Annotated in this window: 15 protein-coding genes, 5 tRNA genes and 2 pseudogenes; 17 read left to right on the plus strand and 5 right to left on the minus strand. The window is 24.5% G+C overall.

Annotated elements, in window-relative coordinates; all coding sequences use genetic code 4:
• Positions 1-87: 87 nt before the first annotated feature.
• Positions 88-384: pseudogene (locus AACK93_RS01870) on the minus strand (IS3 family transposase); the annotation flags it as partial.
• A 51-nt stretch (positions 385-435) separates the two neighbouring features.
• Between AACK93_RS01870 and AACK93_RS01875 the strand changes: the two are divergent.
• From AACK93_RS01875 to AACK93_RS01890, 4 genes are all read left to right on the plus strand, one after another.
• Positions 436-621 carry a hypothetical protein gene (locus tag AACK93_RS01875; protein WP_339024902.1) on the plus strand — a complete coding sequence of 62 codons (186 nt, stop codon included), beginning with the start codon at positions 436-438 and terminating at the stop codon, positions 619-621.
• 662 nt (positions 622-1,283) lie between these two features.
• Entirely contained in the window at positions 1,284-1,610 is a 327-nt protein-coding gene (locus AACK93_RS01880; RefSeq protein WP_339024904.1) for a hypothetical protein, read from the plus strand.
• Positions 1,611-1,612: 2 nt separating this feature from the next.
• Positions 1,613-1,834, plus strand: coding sequence for a hypothetical protein (locus tag AACK93_RS01885; RefSeq protein WP_339024905.1), 222 nt, complete (start codon positions 1,613-1,615; stop codon positions 1,832-1,834).
• On the plus strand, positions 1,834-1,995 hold the full coding sequence (locus AACK93_RS01890) for a hypothetical protein (RefSeq protein ID WP_339024380.1): 162 nt from the start codon (positions 1,834-1,836) through the stop codon (positions 1,993-1,995). Before AACK93_RS01885 ends, AACK93_RS01890 begins: the two co-directional genes overlap by 1 nt.
• 29 nt (positions 1,996-2,024) lie before the next feature.
• Here the strand turns inward: AACK93_RS01890 and AACK93_RS01895 are convergent, their stop codons facing one another.
• Positions 2,025-2,150, minus strand: coding sequence for a hypothetical protein (locus AACK93_RS01895; RefSeq protein ID WP_339024907.1), 126 nt, complete (start codon positions 2,148-2,150; stop codon positions 2,025-2,027).
• A gap of 176 nt (positions 2,151-2,326) precedes the next feature.
• On the opposite strand from AACK93_RS01895, the gene AACK93_RS01900 reads away from it, so the two are divergent.
• The 6 genes from AACK93_RS01900 (at position 2,327) to AACK93_RS01925 (ending at position 5,207) form a co-directional block, all read left to right on the plus strand.
• The gene (locus AACK93_RS01900) at positions 2,327-2,665 is read left to right on the plus strand and encodes a hypothetical protein (RefSeq protein WP_339024908.1); all 339 of its coding nucleotides are present in this window, start codon (positions 2,327-2,329) and stop codon (positions 2,663-2,665) included.
• 13 nt (positions 2,666-2,678) lie between these two features.
• Positions 2,679-3,155, plus strand: a complete 477-nt coding sequence (locus AACK93_RS01905) for a hypothetical protein (protein WP_339024909.1) — start codon at positions 2,679-2,681, stop codon at positions 3,153-3,155.
• Positions 3,156-3,195: 40 nt separating this feature from the next.
• The gene (locus AACK93_RS01910; RefSeq protein WP_339024910.1) at positions 3,196-3,636 is read left to right on the plus strand and encodes a hypothetical protein; all 441 of its coding nucleotides are present in this window, start codon (positions 3,196-3,198) and stop codon (positions 3,634-3,636) included.
• Positions 3,637-3,700: 64 nt separating this feature from the next.
• Entirely contained in the window at positions 3,701-3,940 is a 240-nt protein-coding gene (locus tag AACK93_RS01915) for a hypothetical protein (protein WP_339024912.1), read from the plus strand.
• A gap of 302 nt (positions 3,941-4,242) precedes the next feature.
• Positions 4,243-4,554, plus strand: coding sequence for a hypothetical protein (locus tag AACK93_RS01920; protein ID WP_339024913.1), 312 nt, complete (start codon positions 4,243-4,245; stop codon positions 4,552-4,554).
• Positions 4,555-4,901: 347 nt separating this feature from the next.
• Positions 4,902-5,207, plus strand: coding sequence for a hypothetical protein (locus AACK93_RS01925; RefSeq protein WP_339024915.1), 306 nt, complete (start codon positions 4,902-4,904; stop codon positions 5,205-5,207).
• 584 nt (positions 5,208-5,791) lie between these two features.
• Here AACK93_RS01925 and AACK93_RS01930 read toward each other — a convergent pair.
• A pseudogene (locus tag AACK93_RS01930) lies at positions 5,792-6,945 on the minus strand (IS3 family transposase).
• A 513-nt stretch (positions 6,946-7,458) separates the two neighbouring features.
• Here AACK93_RS01930 and AACK93_RS01935 point away from each other — a divergent pair.
• From AACK93_RS01935 to AACK93_RS01955, 5 genes are all read left to right on the plus strand, one after another.
• Positions 7,459-7,535 (plus strand) — tRNA-Ile (locus AACK93_RS01935).
• A 17-nt stretch (positions 7,536-7,552) separates the two neighbouring features.
• A tRNA-Ser gene (locus AACK93_RS01940) sits at positions 7,553-7,645 on the plus strand.
• Positions 7,646-7,674: 29 nt separating this feature from the next.
• Positions 7,675-7,751, plus strand: a tRNA-Met gene (locus AACK93_RS01945).
• A gap of 3 nt (positions 7,752-7,754) precedes the next feature.
• Positions 7,755-7,830: transfer RNA gene (locus AACK93_RS01950), tRNA-Asp, on the plus strand.
• 11 nt (positions 7,831-7,841) lie between these two features.
• Positions 7,842-7,917 (plus strand) — tRNA-Phe (locus tag AACK93_RS01955).
• 568 nt (positions 7,918-8,485) lie between these two features.
• Here AACK93_RS01955 and AACK93_RS01960 read toward each other — a convergent pair.
• Both AACK93_RS01960 and AACK93_RS01965 read right to left on the minus strand, forming a co-directional pair.
• The gene (locus AACK93_RS01960) at positions 8,486-8,638 is read right to left on the minus strand and encodes a hypothetical protein (RefSeq protein WP_339024572.1); all 153 of its coding nucleotides are present in this window, start codon (positions 8,636-8,638) and stop codon (positions 8,486-8,488) included.
• Between the two features lie 14 nt (positions 8,639-8,652).
• Complete coding sequence (locus AACK93_RS01965) at positions 8,653-8,787, minus strand: hypothetical protein (RefSeq protein WP_339024916.1); 135 nt, start codon at positions 8,785-8,787, stop codon at positions 8,653-8,655.
• A gap of 888 nt (positions 8,788-9,675) precedes the next feature.
• On the opposite strand from AACK93_RS01965, the gene AACK93_RS01970 reads away from it, so the two are divergent.
• Together AACK93_RS01970 and AACK93_RS01975 are read left to right on the plus strand one after the other, a co-directional pair.
• Positions 9,676-12,201 carry a hypothetical protein gene (locus AACK93_RS01970; RefSeq protein ID WP_339024917.1) on the plus strand — a complete coding sequence of 842 codons (2,526 nt, stop codon included), beginning with the start codon at positions 9,676-9,678 and terminating at the stop codon, positions 12,199-12,201.
• Positions 12,202-12,520: 319 nt separating this feature from the next.
• Positions 12,521-12,808 carry a hypothetical protein gene (locus tag AACK93_RS01975; RefSeq protein ID WP_339024918.1) on the plus strand — a complete coding sequence of 96 codons (288 nt, stop codon included), beginning with the start codon at positions 12,521-12,523 and terminating at the stop codon, positions 12,806-12,808.
• Positions 12,809-12,927 lie beyond the last annotated feature (119 nt).

A 12,927-nucleotide genomic window follows, 5' to 3' on the forward strand; every position in this document is an offset into this window, starting at 1 on the left:
GTAACAGAAAATATGATCATTATTTTGGTCACTTTTTTGGGATTGTACAATTAACTGGAATGACAATCCTTTTTAGGACACTTTTTATTATGTAGACTGCCATTTTCTAAATTCAACGGGTGTTAAATAATTTAAGCTACCGTGAATTCGAATATTGTTGTATCAATTAACAAAATCAAATAGTTCGCATTTTAATTGTGTTAAATTTTCAAATTTTTTACCCTTAATAAATTCTGTTTTAAAGGTTTTGTAAGTTGTTTCAGCCACAGCATTATCATAAGGACAACCTTTATTGCTTAATGATCTTTTAATATTAAAGGTTATTAAAATTTCATCAATGATTTTATTTTTGAACTCATTACCACGATCGGTATGAAATAAAGTTATTGGACGCATAAAGTTTTGTTAGGTAGGAAAAAGTTTAAATAATTTTTAATGAAAAGTAATGACAATTTAATTATCATTTTATTTTTTGCTCTAATTTCATTGGCACATACTTTAATTAGAGCCGGAGTTGTTAGATTTATATTTGGTGTATTTTGAATTATTAATGTTATTTTAGTAATTTTGGCAGTGATGGGGATAGTAACTAATAGTTTATTATTAGTTAAAAAGAGTTAAAATTATATTTTGGCAGGTATTTTTGAAATTTTTTCTGGTTTTATTGGTGGCATTTTAGTTCTTTGTGATAAATTTGAATCTTTAGCGAGTCCTGAATCTAATATTAATTCCTAGAATATTAAATAGAAATAGTAAACTTTATTATTTATCTTGGGGGCGCATAAAGTTTTATTGGGCGGGGAAACATTTGAATAAGTATTAAGACAGTCAGCAATGATTGTCTTTTTATTTTATAAGATGTTAAAAATTTGTTCTTTGAAAATTAAATACAAGTGAATTAATAATGTTGGTATGTATTAAAGCACGATAAATTGTGGGTGATCGTCATAACCAAAAGAAGTTTACCAGTTAATAGATAACATCCTATTAGCTATAGCAATTTGTTTCGTTTTGCAATAAAAAAATGAATGGGGTGGATTTCCTAAAAATATACATGCTATTAAATTAGTTCCAAGGGGAGGATGCGGACATTAAAGTGTAGAAATTTCTATATAGAGAGATACTAAGTTTAAAATTATTAAAATCTTTATCTAATTAAAAAACAAAATTTAATAACAAAGCTTGTTAAACACTTAAATCTGCGATATATAAGTGTTTAAAAAACTAAGTTAACTAACTTAGTTAAATATAACTTAGTTTATCTATAAGAAAGGTAATTTATTATGAAAAACATTGAAAACATTTTCTTAAATACTAAAAAATATCTTTTAAAAGAAACACAAAACGCAATGCTTATTAAAGCACCAAAAATTCCGTGATTTAATGAACAAATCGGCATTTGGTTTCCAAAACGATTTGTTTATAAAGGAAAATATGAAAATTCGATTTGCATCAGAATAATAAAAGATAGTAAATATCAAATAATTTCAATTAATCAAAAAGAAAATGAAACCAAATTAATTAAAGGCCAAAAATTATTAAGCTTCTTCGTTGCCAAAAAAGAAAACAACAAAAAAGATATAAATTATAACTATTTTAAAGGAGTTTAAAAATGAATATTGCGATTGAAATAATATTTATTATCATTTGCACAATGCTATTGGTATATTTTGCTTATAAAATTTATGCCAAAATAAAAATGCGAATTAAATATAAAAATGTCATTAAAAATAATACTGGTAATTTCACAAAAGATGAAAAGATATTTATTGCTCGCTTTGAAGAATGGGTTAAAGCTCCTAATTCAAAAGAAAATAACGCGAGTAAAAAATAATGTTTTGAGAAATTATTATGGAATTCTTAAAACTGTTTGTTTCGATAGAAAAAATGCCTGCACAGGCTGCATTTATTGCCGGATTAATTATTATCATTACTTTTCTTTTCGCCTTAATTTCAATTATGTATTTACCAATAAAAATGATTTTTGGGCGATAAAAAATGACAGTAAATTTAAAAGAATTTAATTAAGAACAAATTAAACAAACTTTCTGAGATTTATTTATTAAAATTACAACTATTCCGGCTCACATTACTGGTGGCAAAGAAATTAAATTAACCGAAGCACCACTTTGAATTTTAATAGCAAACATTGCTTTTTGATTCTTAACAGCGATTATGGTGTGATTTATTCTAATGTTACTTTGAAAAACCATATCAGTATTTAGATAGAGGCAAAATTAATGTCAAGAAGTTACATTGTGATGCATTCCCAAAGAAATTCAAAATTAATTAGGAAAAAATACAATCGTGTTAAGTAAGGTTAATTGTGGGTTTAACAAATTTAAGAAAAACTTTGAATATAAATGATGAATGTTTTAAAGAGAAAGGAGGTGATTATATGATTGGAACTTTTTTGGCCGATACACCAGCAACAGTAGAAAAAATAACAGCTGGTGACGCGATGACTAAATTGTGAAACGCAATTATAACGGCGTTTACTAAAATGTGAGAAATTATTGCTGTTAATATGCCACAAGTCGGTAACTTCTTTGCTGATTACTGAATCTTCATTTTTCCATTTATTTTGGTAATATTCTTTATTTGCTTTAAAATGTTTGAAAAATTACTTGGCGCAGTCAGAGTCAGTCCGCTAACAAAAAAATAAAGTGGGGTGCAAGATGAAATTTTGCAAATGAATAATAGAAAAAAATAACCATTTTATTGAATTGAATCGCACCTCATTTCTAATTTTATGACATTGCGGAGCAATTTGATATATTTACAACGGTTATGGTTATTTTAAAAACATTGTAAGCTATTTATTTTTAGCAGGTTGTATTTTAATTTTTCTTTTTAAAATCGGTAATTTAACACAAATTAACAAAGTTATTAATTTCTTAAAAAATTCACCATTAAATATTGTGATTGGTTCATTAGGAGCTGGAAAAACTGCCTTTTTAGTATACGCATCAAAATTACTAAAAAAGAAGAAATATCATATCGCCTCAACTTTTCCATTACTAGAAACTCAAAAATTAAGTTTAGGACATATGGGCTTGTTAGACTTTGATTGTCGGGTATTGCCAGATAAGACCTTACTTCTATGAGATGAAACCAATTTATTTTTAGAAGGAACGGATTGAGAAAAAAAATAATACCAAAAACGAAGAAAGCGGCATCCAAAAGCATTTTGCTTTGGCCCGCCATTTCGGTCATATTGTGCTGACTAGCGGTCAAAGAGATAAACATATTTGAGTTAAAGTTCGTGATATTGCCAATAATGTAATTGCGGGAATTTGTAAAAAACCCGTTAATATTTTTCGTCCCTACTTAAAAGTCATTTATGGCGCCTTTACGAGCATTGAAGAATATGAACGCTGACGAAACACCTTAATTGATGCTAAAAATAGTAAAAGGGGTCGTCGCATTAAATATCGTGATATTACTGAACTTGATATTTATTTTTTTAAACTAAAAATTCCTCTGCCAATAATTAACACTTACAATTCTTTTTACCTAGCATTTTTAAAAGATTACTTAAATTCAAAAGTAAATCCTGACTACGAAGACAAATACTATATGCTGATCTGATACAGCAATTGATTTAGAAGACTTAGAATACTTAAAAATGAATAAATTTAGCAAATTTTTAAGAAAAATGAAAGAAAAGGAACAATAAAAAATAGAAAATCTTGCAAAAATGGCCGACTTTCTCGCCCAAATGCTTTATAAAGTTTTTGATTTAATTTGAAGTCTTGAAGTACCAGGAACGAAAATTCAATTAATATTTCTTTTATTCTTAACACTGGCTGTAGAATTTCTTATGGCAATTATTCTTGAATTTGGTAGTCAACAAGTTAATTTAGAAAAACAACGCCAATACGCGGTTAAAAATAAGGGGCGGTTAAGTGTGTGAGGAAAAGCTAAAAAAAACAAATAAAACCAATAAAAATAAAACAAAATAAGTAACAATATTTAAACTAATTATTATTTTTATCTTAATAACTGTTCTTGAACTATTAGCTGGTAGTCATTTTGACACTTTAACAAACTATATTAGCGAAGGGCTTGCCAATTTCCAAAAATTTATTACTAGCAATTTAACAATTTTAGATTTGTTTAAACCGATGGCTCGAATATTTTTGCAACATCCAATCTTTACCATTCTGGGCGTCACTTGTGTACTTGTTACTTTATTTATTGTGATTAAAGGGCGATAAAAAATATGAAAGGAGAGTTAAAATGAAAAAACTTTTAGCAAAATTATTTAAAAAAGATAATTCAAAAGAAAAAATGCCATTAAAATTAAGAATTAAAAATTCTTTTAAAAAGCAGTGGTTAAAAATAGTATTAAGTATCATTTTCATCTTTATAAGCTTATTAATTTGTGCATTAATAGTAAGTGATACTAAATGAATAACTGGAACAAGTAAAGAATTTAATGATTTTATGAATGAAGAGATGGTTAATTTCTTTGGCAAGTTCAATAGTGGTATTATGCCGGCAGGAATATTTGTTTTTTGATGAGGCGGAGCAATATTATTTTGCACTTAAATTTGAAAAATTAATCCGCTTTATTATTCAAAAAATTAAAGCAAAAAGAGTTTTGAAAAACGAAATCAAACAAACTCATTAATTCTTTAAAAAAATATTGATGGAAAATTTTGCCTTACATTTTTATGATTATTATCTTTTTCATTCCATTTTTAAAATTGGAAATTAATGATTTGAAATTATTATATGAAAAATTTGAAGCATTAATTTCACTTATGATACTAGGGTATTTAGATATATGCATTACAATAGCTTTAATTATAAATTGTGGTATTGAGTGACTTATTAAAAAAATTAAAGAAAAAAGAACAATAAAAAATAAAATATTTTAAAAAGGAGTGATAAAAATGTTTATGAAAATATTTACCGTGTTAATTATTGGTTTCAATAACATTTTTACCATTCCCCAAAAAATTAACAATGACAAAACAACAACACAATTAATTAGAAATAAAAGACAAAGTAATAAAGTTTATAATTTTGAAATCAAGGGCTTAAAAAAAGTAAAATTTCTTATTTTAAAAAATAACAATCAACTTTTTGTAGTTAACATAGATAAAAAAGATAATATCAATTTAAATGAAAAGCCACCAGAAATAAAAGATTTAGACACTTTTACTTTTTGATTTACAAAAGAATTTGAAAATAGTTAAAGTAAACAAAAAAAATTAAACAACTAATAACTACACACAGACAAAAAATGCCTGACACTCACCATAATATTCCTTATTCCTTATAAAGGAGTTAACAGCAGACCGCATGAAGTTTGAATAATTGATAAAAAAATAACAATTAAAGCACAAGGTACAGAGTTGGATGATTTTAAAGTTAATAACATCATAGACTACATATTGCAAGAAACAAATGATTTTGAAATCGAAATTGAAAATCCTTAATAACTAAAAAATTGGGTCTGTACAATTAACTGTACCTCTAAGAATTAACTTAGATTTACTCTGTCTTTAAATTTTACTTCTAAAAAATAATCAGCAACTTTATCAAGTGTATCAAGGGGATTTTGCTTTTTTGTTCTATTTCTTTGGAAAGTTCAGAATAAAATTATCAAGACAAAAAATTTTGGGCGGGCTTTTTCTATGACCGTAATTACCTTAAACAACTTTTTAATTTTTTCTCTTATCTATAGATTAATAAAAACCAGTAATTAATTAAAATTACTGGTTTGGATATTTTTCTTATTTTTATAATAGACTTGGTACATAACCTTTAATTTTATCTACTATGGAATGGCAACCCTTTTTAGGACACTTTTTATGTAGACATTTGTTTTCCTGAAAGTAACTGGAGATAAATAATTTAAACTGCCCTGCCATGTACTCTAAGATTATTGTATCAATTAATGTAATCAAATAATTCAAGTTCTAATTGTGCAAGATCATTGAATTTTCTACCATTAATAAATTCTGTTTTAAAAACTTTATAAGTTGCTTTAGCAACTGCATTATCATATGGACAACCCTTCGCACTCAATGATCTTTGAATTTTAAATGTAGATAATAATTGATCAATTATATTATTTTTAAACTCATTACCTCGGTCGGTATGAAATATTTCAATTTTTGATAATGGTTTAGTAATTCGCATAATAGCTTGATAAACCAACTCAACTCCGTATTTTTATTTGGTCCGGAACTATAACCAACAATCTCGCGATTATACAAATCAATTAGGAGACACACATAAAATCATTTAAAACCCACTTTATATAAGTTAAGTCACTAACGATAGTTTCATTTATTTTTCTATTATTAAAGTCTCGGTTTACAATGTTATTTACTGGATCATTATTTACTTGAATATTTTTGCATTTAAGTCTTGTTTTTGTGTACTTTGATATCAAATTATTGTTTTTTATAATATTTCTAATTTTGTGTCTAGATAGGTTAATACTTTTATGAGCTAATACTACTTTGATTTTTCGAGCTCCATAGACTTGGTGGCTTTCGCTAAATGCACTGATAATTTCTTGATTATAATTATTCACTATTTTCCTTGTGTATTTATTAATTTGATAATAGTAATTGGATTTTGAAATATTTAATAATTTACACATTTTTCTTATCGAATATTTTTTCTTATTGCTATTAATTATTGTTATTTTTTGGCCATTATCAGTGCGGCTTGCTTTAAAATGTCATTTTCCATTTTTAAGTCTTTAAGTTCTTTTCGTAAAGTTATTATTTCATTTTCTTCTAGTGCGCGATTGTCTTTTGCTTTAAATGAACCAGAATTATTATAATTTTTAACTCAACTATAAATAGTTGGTTTTGGTAAATTATATTCTTTCCCTAAATTAATAACACTTTTGCCATTTTTGTATAGCATAACAATTTGTTTTTTAAATTCTTCAGAGTATGAGGTTTTATTTCCCATTTTTATATTCCTTCTTTCTTAATAATTTCGAAGTCTATATAATTATGGTCCAACTTATTGTAGCCTATCCATAGAAATCAGAAAAGAAATATATAAAAATTCATTATGAAATAAATATAATAATAAAAATGATGATAGTTGAATTAATTATAAAGGTAATGCTGTAACAAACAAATATAATAGATTTAAGTAAGTAAAAATATAAATTAATATATATTAGTGAAAATTTAATAATATTAATAATTTTTATTGTGTAAAAATTCAATAATATGATAGAATGGTAATGAATAAAAATGACAATAACAAGAAGGGTAGGGTTAGTTTAGTAATTAAATAATATAATTAGCTGATTGTTTTACTTCTTCAAAACAATACCTAAGAAAACTAAACGCGACCTTATCTTGGTTTATGCTTGCAAACTTGCGTTATTTTTATTATAATTTATTTTGTTTAAGATTAGTGACAATTTTATAGATTTAAACAACCAATTAAATATAAGTTAGTTTTAATATTGGACCCTTAGCTCAGTTGGTTAGAGCATCCGGCTCATAACCGGATGGCCGTAGGTTCGAGCCCTACAGGGTCCACCATTATGATATTATTTTATGGAGGTGTACCCAAGCCTGGTTGAAGGGAGCGGTCTTGAAAACCGCAAGGAGTATAAAAACTCGCAGGGGTTCAAATCCCTTCACCTCCGCCATTATAATAGTAATTATTAACGAAACATATCGCGGGATAGAGCAGTCTGGTAGCTCGTCAGGCTCATAACCTGAAGGTCGGAGGTTCAAATCCTTCTCCCGCAACCAATTGGCCCCGTGGTGTAGTGGTTAACATGCCTCTCTGTCACAGAGGAGACCAAGGGTTCAATTCCCTTCGGGGCCGCCAGGTTAGAGTAGGGTTCGGTAGCTCAGTCGGTAGAGCACTTGATTGAAGCTCAAGGTGTCGGCGGTTCGATTCCGCCCCGGACCACCATTAGACTGTGAGTTAAGATTTAAAAATACCATTAACTGGTTCTTTTAAAATAGTTGAAGGAGCCCCCAAAATAAATCTAATTTAAGTAGTTTTTATAATTAATTATAAAAACTACTTTTTAATTATGATATTTCATTTTTACTAATATAAAAAGACTTTTTAACATCTTTAAGATAAAATAATAATTAGAAAAGGGAGAATAAGCTAATGATTTATACAATTACTTTTAATCCGGCAATTGACACTATACGATAAAAGTAGACAATTTTATTGGTATGACGCATAAAGTTTTGTTAGGTAGGTAAAGATTTAAATAATTTTGAAAGAAAAACAATCACAATTTAATTATCATTTTATTTAAAAAATAAGTAATAAAAAAAATTATGGAATAGCAACCCTTTTTAGGACACTTTTTATGTAGACTGCCATTTTCTAAATTAACGGTGGCTTAAATTATTTAACACCCGTTGAATTTAAAAAATGGCAGTCTACATAAAAAGTGTCCTAAAAAGGGTTGTCATACCAAAATAAAAAACCAACTAATTTTAATAAGTAGTTGGTTTATTTTTTATCGTATTTGATTTAAGATATTTTCAATATTGTTAACTTTATCAATTAAAGATTCCGTAATTTGTTCTAAATTGCTCAAATTGTTCTCTGTTGTTGTTTTAATTTCGTTAATTAAATCGCTAATTGTATTTTTGATATTATTTTCAAACATGTACACTTTCCTTTCTAATTTTTGATATTAATAATTCATCATTTATTTTTCTTAAAAATTAATTTTTTAATAATTTGATGATTATTTTTGCATTGCAAAGTTAAAAATCAAAGTTTAGCATTTATTTTTTGTTTATTAATAAATTCCAACCTTGCTAAACAATGCCGAGCATATTTTTTATAATATCAACCACCTTTTCTGTTTTTGGTTAATTTTGTAAAATAATCATTGATATAACACTGACATTTGTTAATTAGTGTTGATTTATTTTGTACTTTAATTTTTAACTCTTTTTGACAGAGTTCTTTTAAAGACACTCGCAAAACCTCCTTATAAATAGTAAGATTTCTAAATTTTTTTTATTGTGGAACACCCACCCTTTAACTATTGCAGGTTAAAGATTTATCCCCAAACCACAATAACTCTTTTATATTGCCCAAAATAATTGCCCCCATTGTGTCGTAGCGGTACGGCCCCCCCTATATTGTTTATCCTCGCTTGCTTGGTTTAACGACATTCCAAGTAGGAGAGTTTTATTTAGTCGGTTTTGCTATTATTTTCTTAAACTAAGCAAGGCTAACGACAATTTTAACCTAATTAAAAAAGACAGAATTTTATTTCTGTCTTTTTCTTAGTTTTTGGAAAATTACCCACCAAACGAATATTTTATACGCTCTATTTATTTTCCAAATAAAATTATAATTAAATTGTTGTTGCTTGTCATTAAAAATTATTTAAACATTTTCCTACCTAACAAAAATTTATGCGTCCAGGGTTAGTTTAGTACTTAAATAATATAATTAGCTGATTTTTTTACTTCTTCAAAGGAATACCTAAGAAAACTAAACGCGATCTAGAAAATAAATTTCATTTTAAAAATATTTGTTATGTGATAAAATTAATTCCCTAAATAAGAAAAGAGTTTAGGCCGCTTTGCTATTAATAACTTTGTTGCCACTGCTAATGTTTTTTATTTGTTTAACAATAATGCATATCTAATTTAATAAAATAACGAAAAGGAAAGGAACAATAGCAAAATGAGAAAAAAACTTGTAGGATTATTAGGAACAGTTACAATAACAAGTAGTTGTATGCCGGCAGTTTCTGCTAATTATCCAATTCAAAAACAAAAAGAATCAAATAATTTAATCCAAAAGCAAAAAGAAAAGAAAAATGTAATACAAAAATATAATAATTTATTAGATGAAAAAGATAATGTAAATTTGGAATTTATTGGTTCATATATTAAAAATAATTATTTTTATTTCTTGTATAAAAATATCAAAAATAATGAACTTTATCTTTATTCAAAAACAAACAATAATTTTAATGAATCAATGGAGCAATTAAATAAAAGAACTTTTACTTTACCGAATAAATATAGTTATTTATTAAATAATTTAATACGATTTTTAATCAATGAAAATGATATTTATTTTCTTTTAAATAATAGTATTTTTAGATTTAATTTAAATGGTTCTTATATCAAAGATATTCATATAGATGGTATTAAAAATTTTAATATTTCAAAAATTAAAACCAGCAAGGACACTATTTATTTCTTATCAGATGATAATATATTTAAGTATAATTTAATAAATAATAGCGAAGATTATGCAGAAAAATTTTTTTCTGAAGAACAAATATTAGATTTTGATGTTAATAATGAAAATGATGTTTATTTTGTTAGTCGGAAGAAAGATAAAAAATTTTCTTTTAATTTAACTATTTATTATCAAAATCAGTTTACATATTTTGACTTAGATTTTTTAAAACAAATTAATCAAAATTTAAATATAGAAGGAATTAAAATTGATAACAAAAGTAATATTTATCTTATTTCTTCAAAAGATTTTTATAATAAAGAATTGTATAAATTTTCTAATAATATAGTAAATAAAGATAACTGTGATCAATTTATCTTAAAACTAAGTTACTATATTGACAATATGTTTTTTGATATTGAAAATAATATATATATTATATGTGAAGAGAAAATGTATTTTTTGAATGCAAATACAAAAGAATGAATTTTTCTTAAAAAAATAAAAAACAAATTAAGAAATATAAAAGAAGTTTTTTTTAGTAAAGAAAATATATATTTTATTACCCTAAATAATATATATTATTTAAATTATAATAGTTTAAAAAACATGTTAATTACAAAAAAACAATTAATTAAAGAAAAAAAAGATTTAGAAAATTCTTTTACAAAAGAATTAAAAGAAATTAATTTAAATTTACAAAATCTTTTAGAATCAAAATTTAAATTAAATAATGAAATGTCAACAAAAAATATACTTTTTTTAATAAAAGAACAATTAAAATTAATAAAAGAAAATCTAGATAATAAAAATAAAGAAATAAATCAACTGAAAAGTAATCTAAACACACAATTAGATGAAAAACAACAAAAAATAGCGGAATTAATTAATGAAATAAATCAACTGAAAAGTAATCTAAACACACAATTAGATGAAAAACAACAAAAAATAGCAGAATTAGAAATTGAATTAAAAACAGCAAAATTAGAAAAAAATAGTTTAAATGATACTTTAGAAACTTTAAATAATGAAATTGAATTTTTATTAGATAATGATGTTAGTTCTTTTAAAAATATATCCTTAACAGAATTAAATAAAAATTTAAATCAATCTCTTTTTGTGTTAAAAGTAAAAATTCAAAATATGGCGAAAGATTTAGATGATAAAAATAGGCAAATAGCAGAATTGGAAAAAAATGAAGGTAAAAAAATAAATAAACTAAATAATCAAATAAATTTATCAAAAGATTTCATTACTTCGTTAGAAGACAAGTTGCGTAATAGTGAAAATAGTAAAAAAATGATGGAAAATTTACAAAGAGATTTAAATAATAAAAACAATAAAATAGTAGAACTAGAAAATGAACTAAATACAAAATTAGATGAAAAACAACAAAAAATAACGGGATTGACTGGCGAAATAGAATCCTTACGAGAAAAGTTTAAAATTGAAATTAATAAGGAAAATCAATTAAATATAGTAATATCTCAACTAGAAAAAATTGTTGAAAATTTACAGAAGGATTTAGATGATAAAAATAGGGAAATAAATCAAGTAAAAAGTAGTTTAAATACAAAATTAGATGAAAAACAACAAAAAATAACGGAATTAACTGGTAAAATAGTAACATTACAAGAAAAATTAACAGTTACTAAAAATAATGAAAATACATTAAGCAAAAAAATAACAGAATTGGAATTGACAAATCAACAATTAAACAAAAAAATAACAGAATTAGAATTGACAAATCAACAATTAAACAAAAAAATAACAGAATTAGAATTGACAAATCAACAATTAAACAAAAAAATAACAGAATTAGAATTGACAAATCAACAATTAAACAAAAAAATAACAGAATTAGAATTGACAAATCAACAATTAAATAATTTTATAAGTAAAATCAGTGAAGATCTTTTTAGTGAACAAGAAATAAAAAAATTCAAAACTAATGATGAAAGAAATAAAGCAATATTAGGAAAAATAAAAAGTCTTTTATCTTTTAATGATGGTTATTAAAAACTTTAAAAAATTATTATATATTTTAAGTTTAATTATTTTATTAATAATTGTCTTCATTAGTTTAATGTTCTATAAAAATAATAATTATTTTAATAAAATAGACAAATTTCCACTTTTTACAAGAACAGAATAAGTTACTTATAATAATAAAAATATTATTATTTCTCGTAATTTAATTAATAAGGAATTTAAAACAAAGGTATTTTTTTTAGATTTAAATAAACAGGAAATGACAAAAATTTCTTGAATAGAAAATAAAAATATAACCTTAATTTTAGTATAAAATAATGATGTTTATTTTGAAGCGGATAATGGCATGTATATTTTGAAACAAGGTAAAATAACACTATCTATATTAAAGCAAAAAGATTTTTATATAAATGCAATTTCTGCGTTTGATAATAATGTTTATTTTGGAACAGATAATGGATTATATAAATTAGACAATAATTTGAAAATTACTCAATTAAATAATATTAGGGTTAATTTAATATGTATTAAAAATAATGATGCTTTCTTTTTAAAATCTCGTGATAAGTTATCGTTATTAAAAACAAATTTAAAATTAGCCGAAGAAATAAAAAAAAATAAAAATAGTAGATAAACATTTAATTATTAATTTTAAAACCGCTAATTTATATTTTGCAACAAAGGAAGGTGCTTATGTTCTTAAAAATGATAAAATAGAAAAAATATTAGATAAAAAAATATTAATGGTATTTG

Origin of the sequence: Spiroplasma endosymbiont of Agriotes lineatus (genome assembly GCF_964019485.1) — a bacterium.
In the GTDB taxonomy this organism is placed as follows: domain Bacteria; phylum Bacillota_I; class Bacilli_A; order Mycoplasmatales; family Nriv7; genus Nriv7.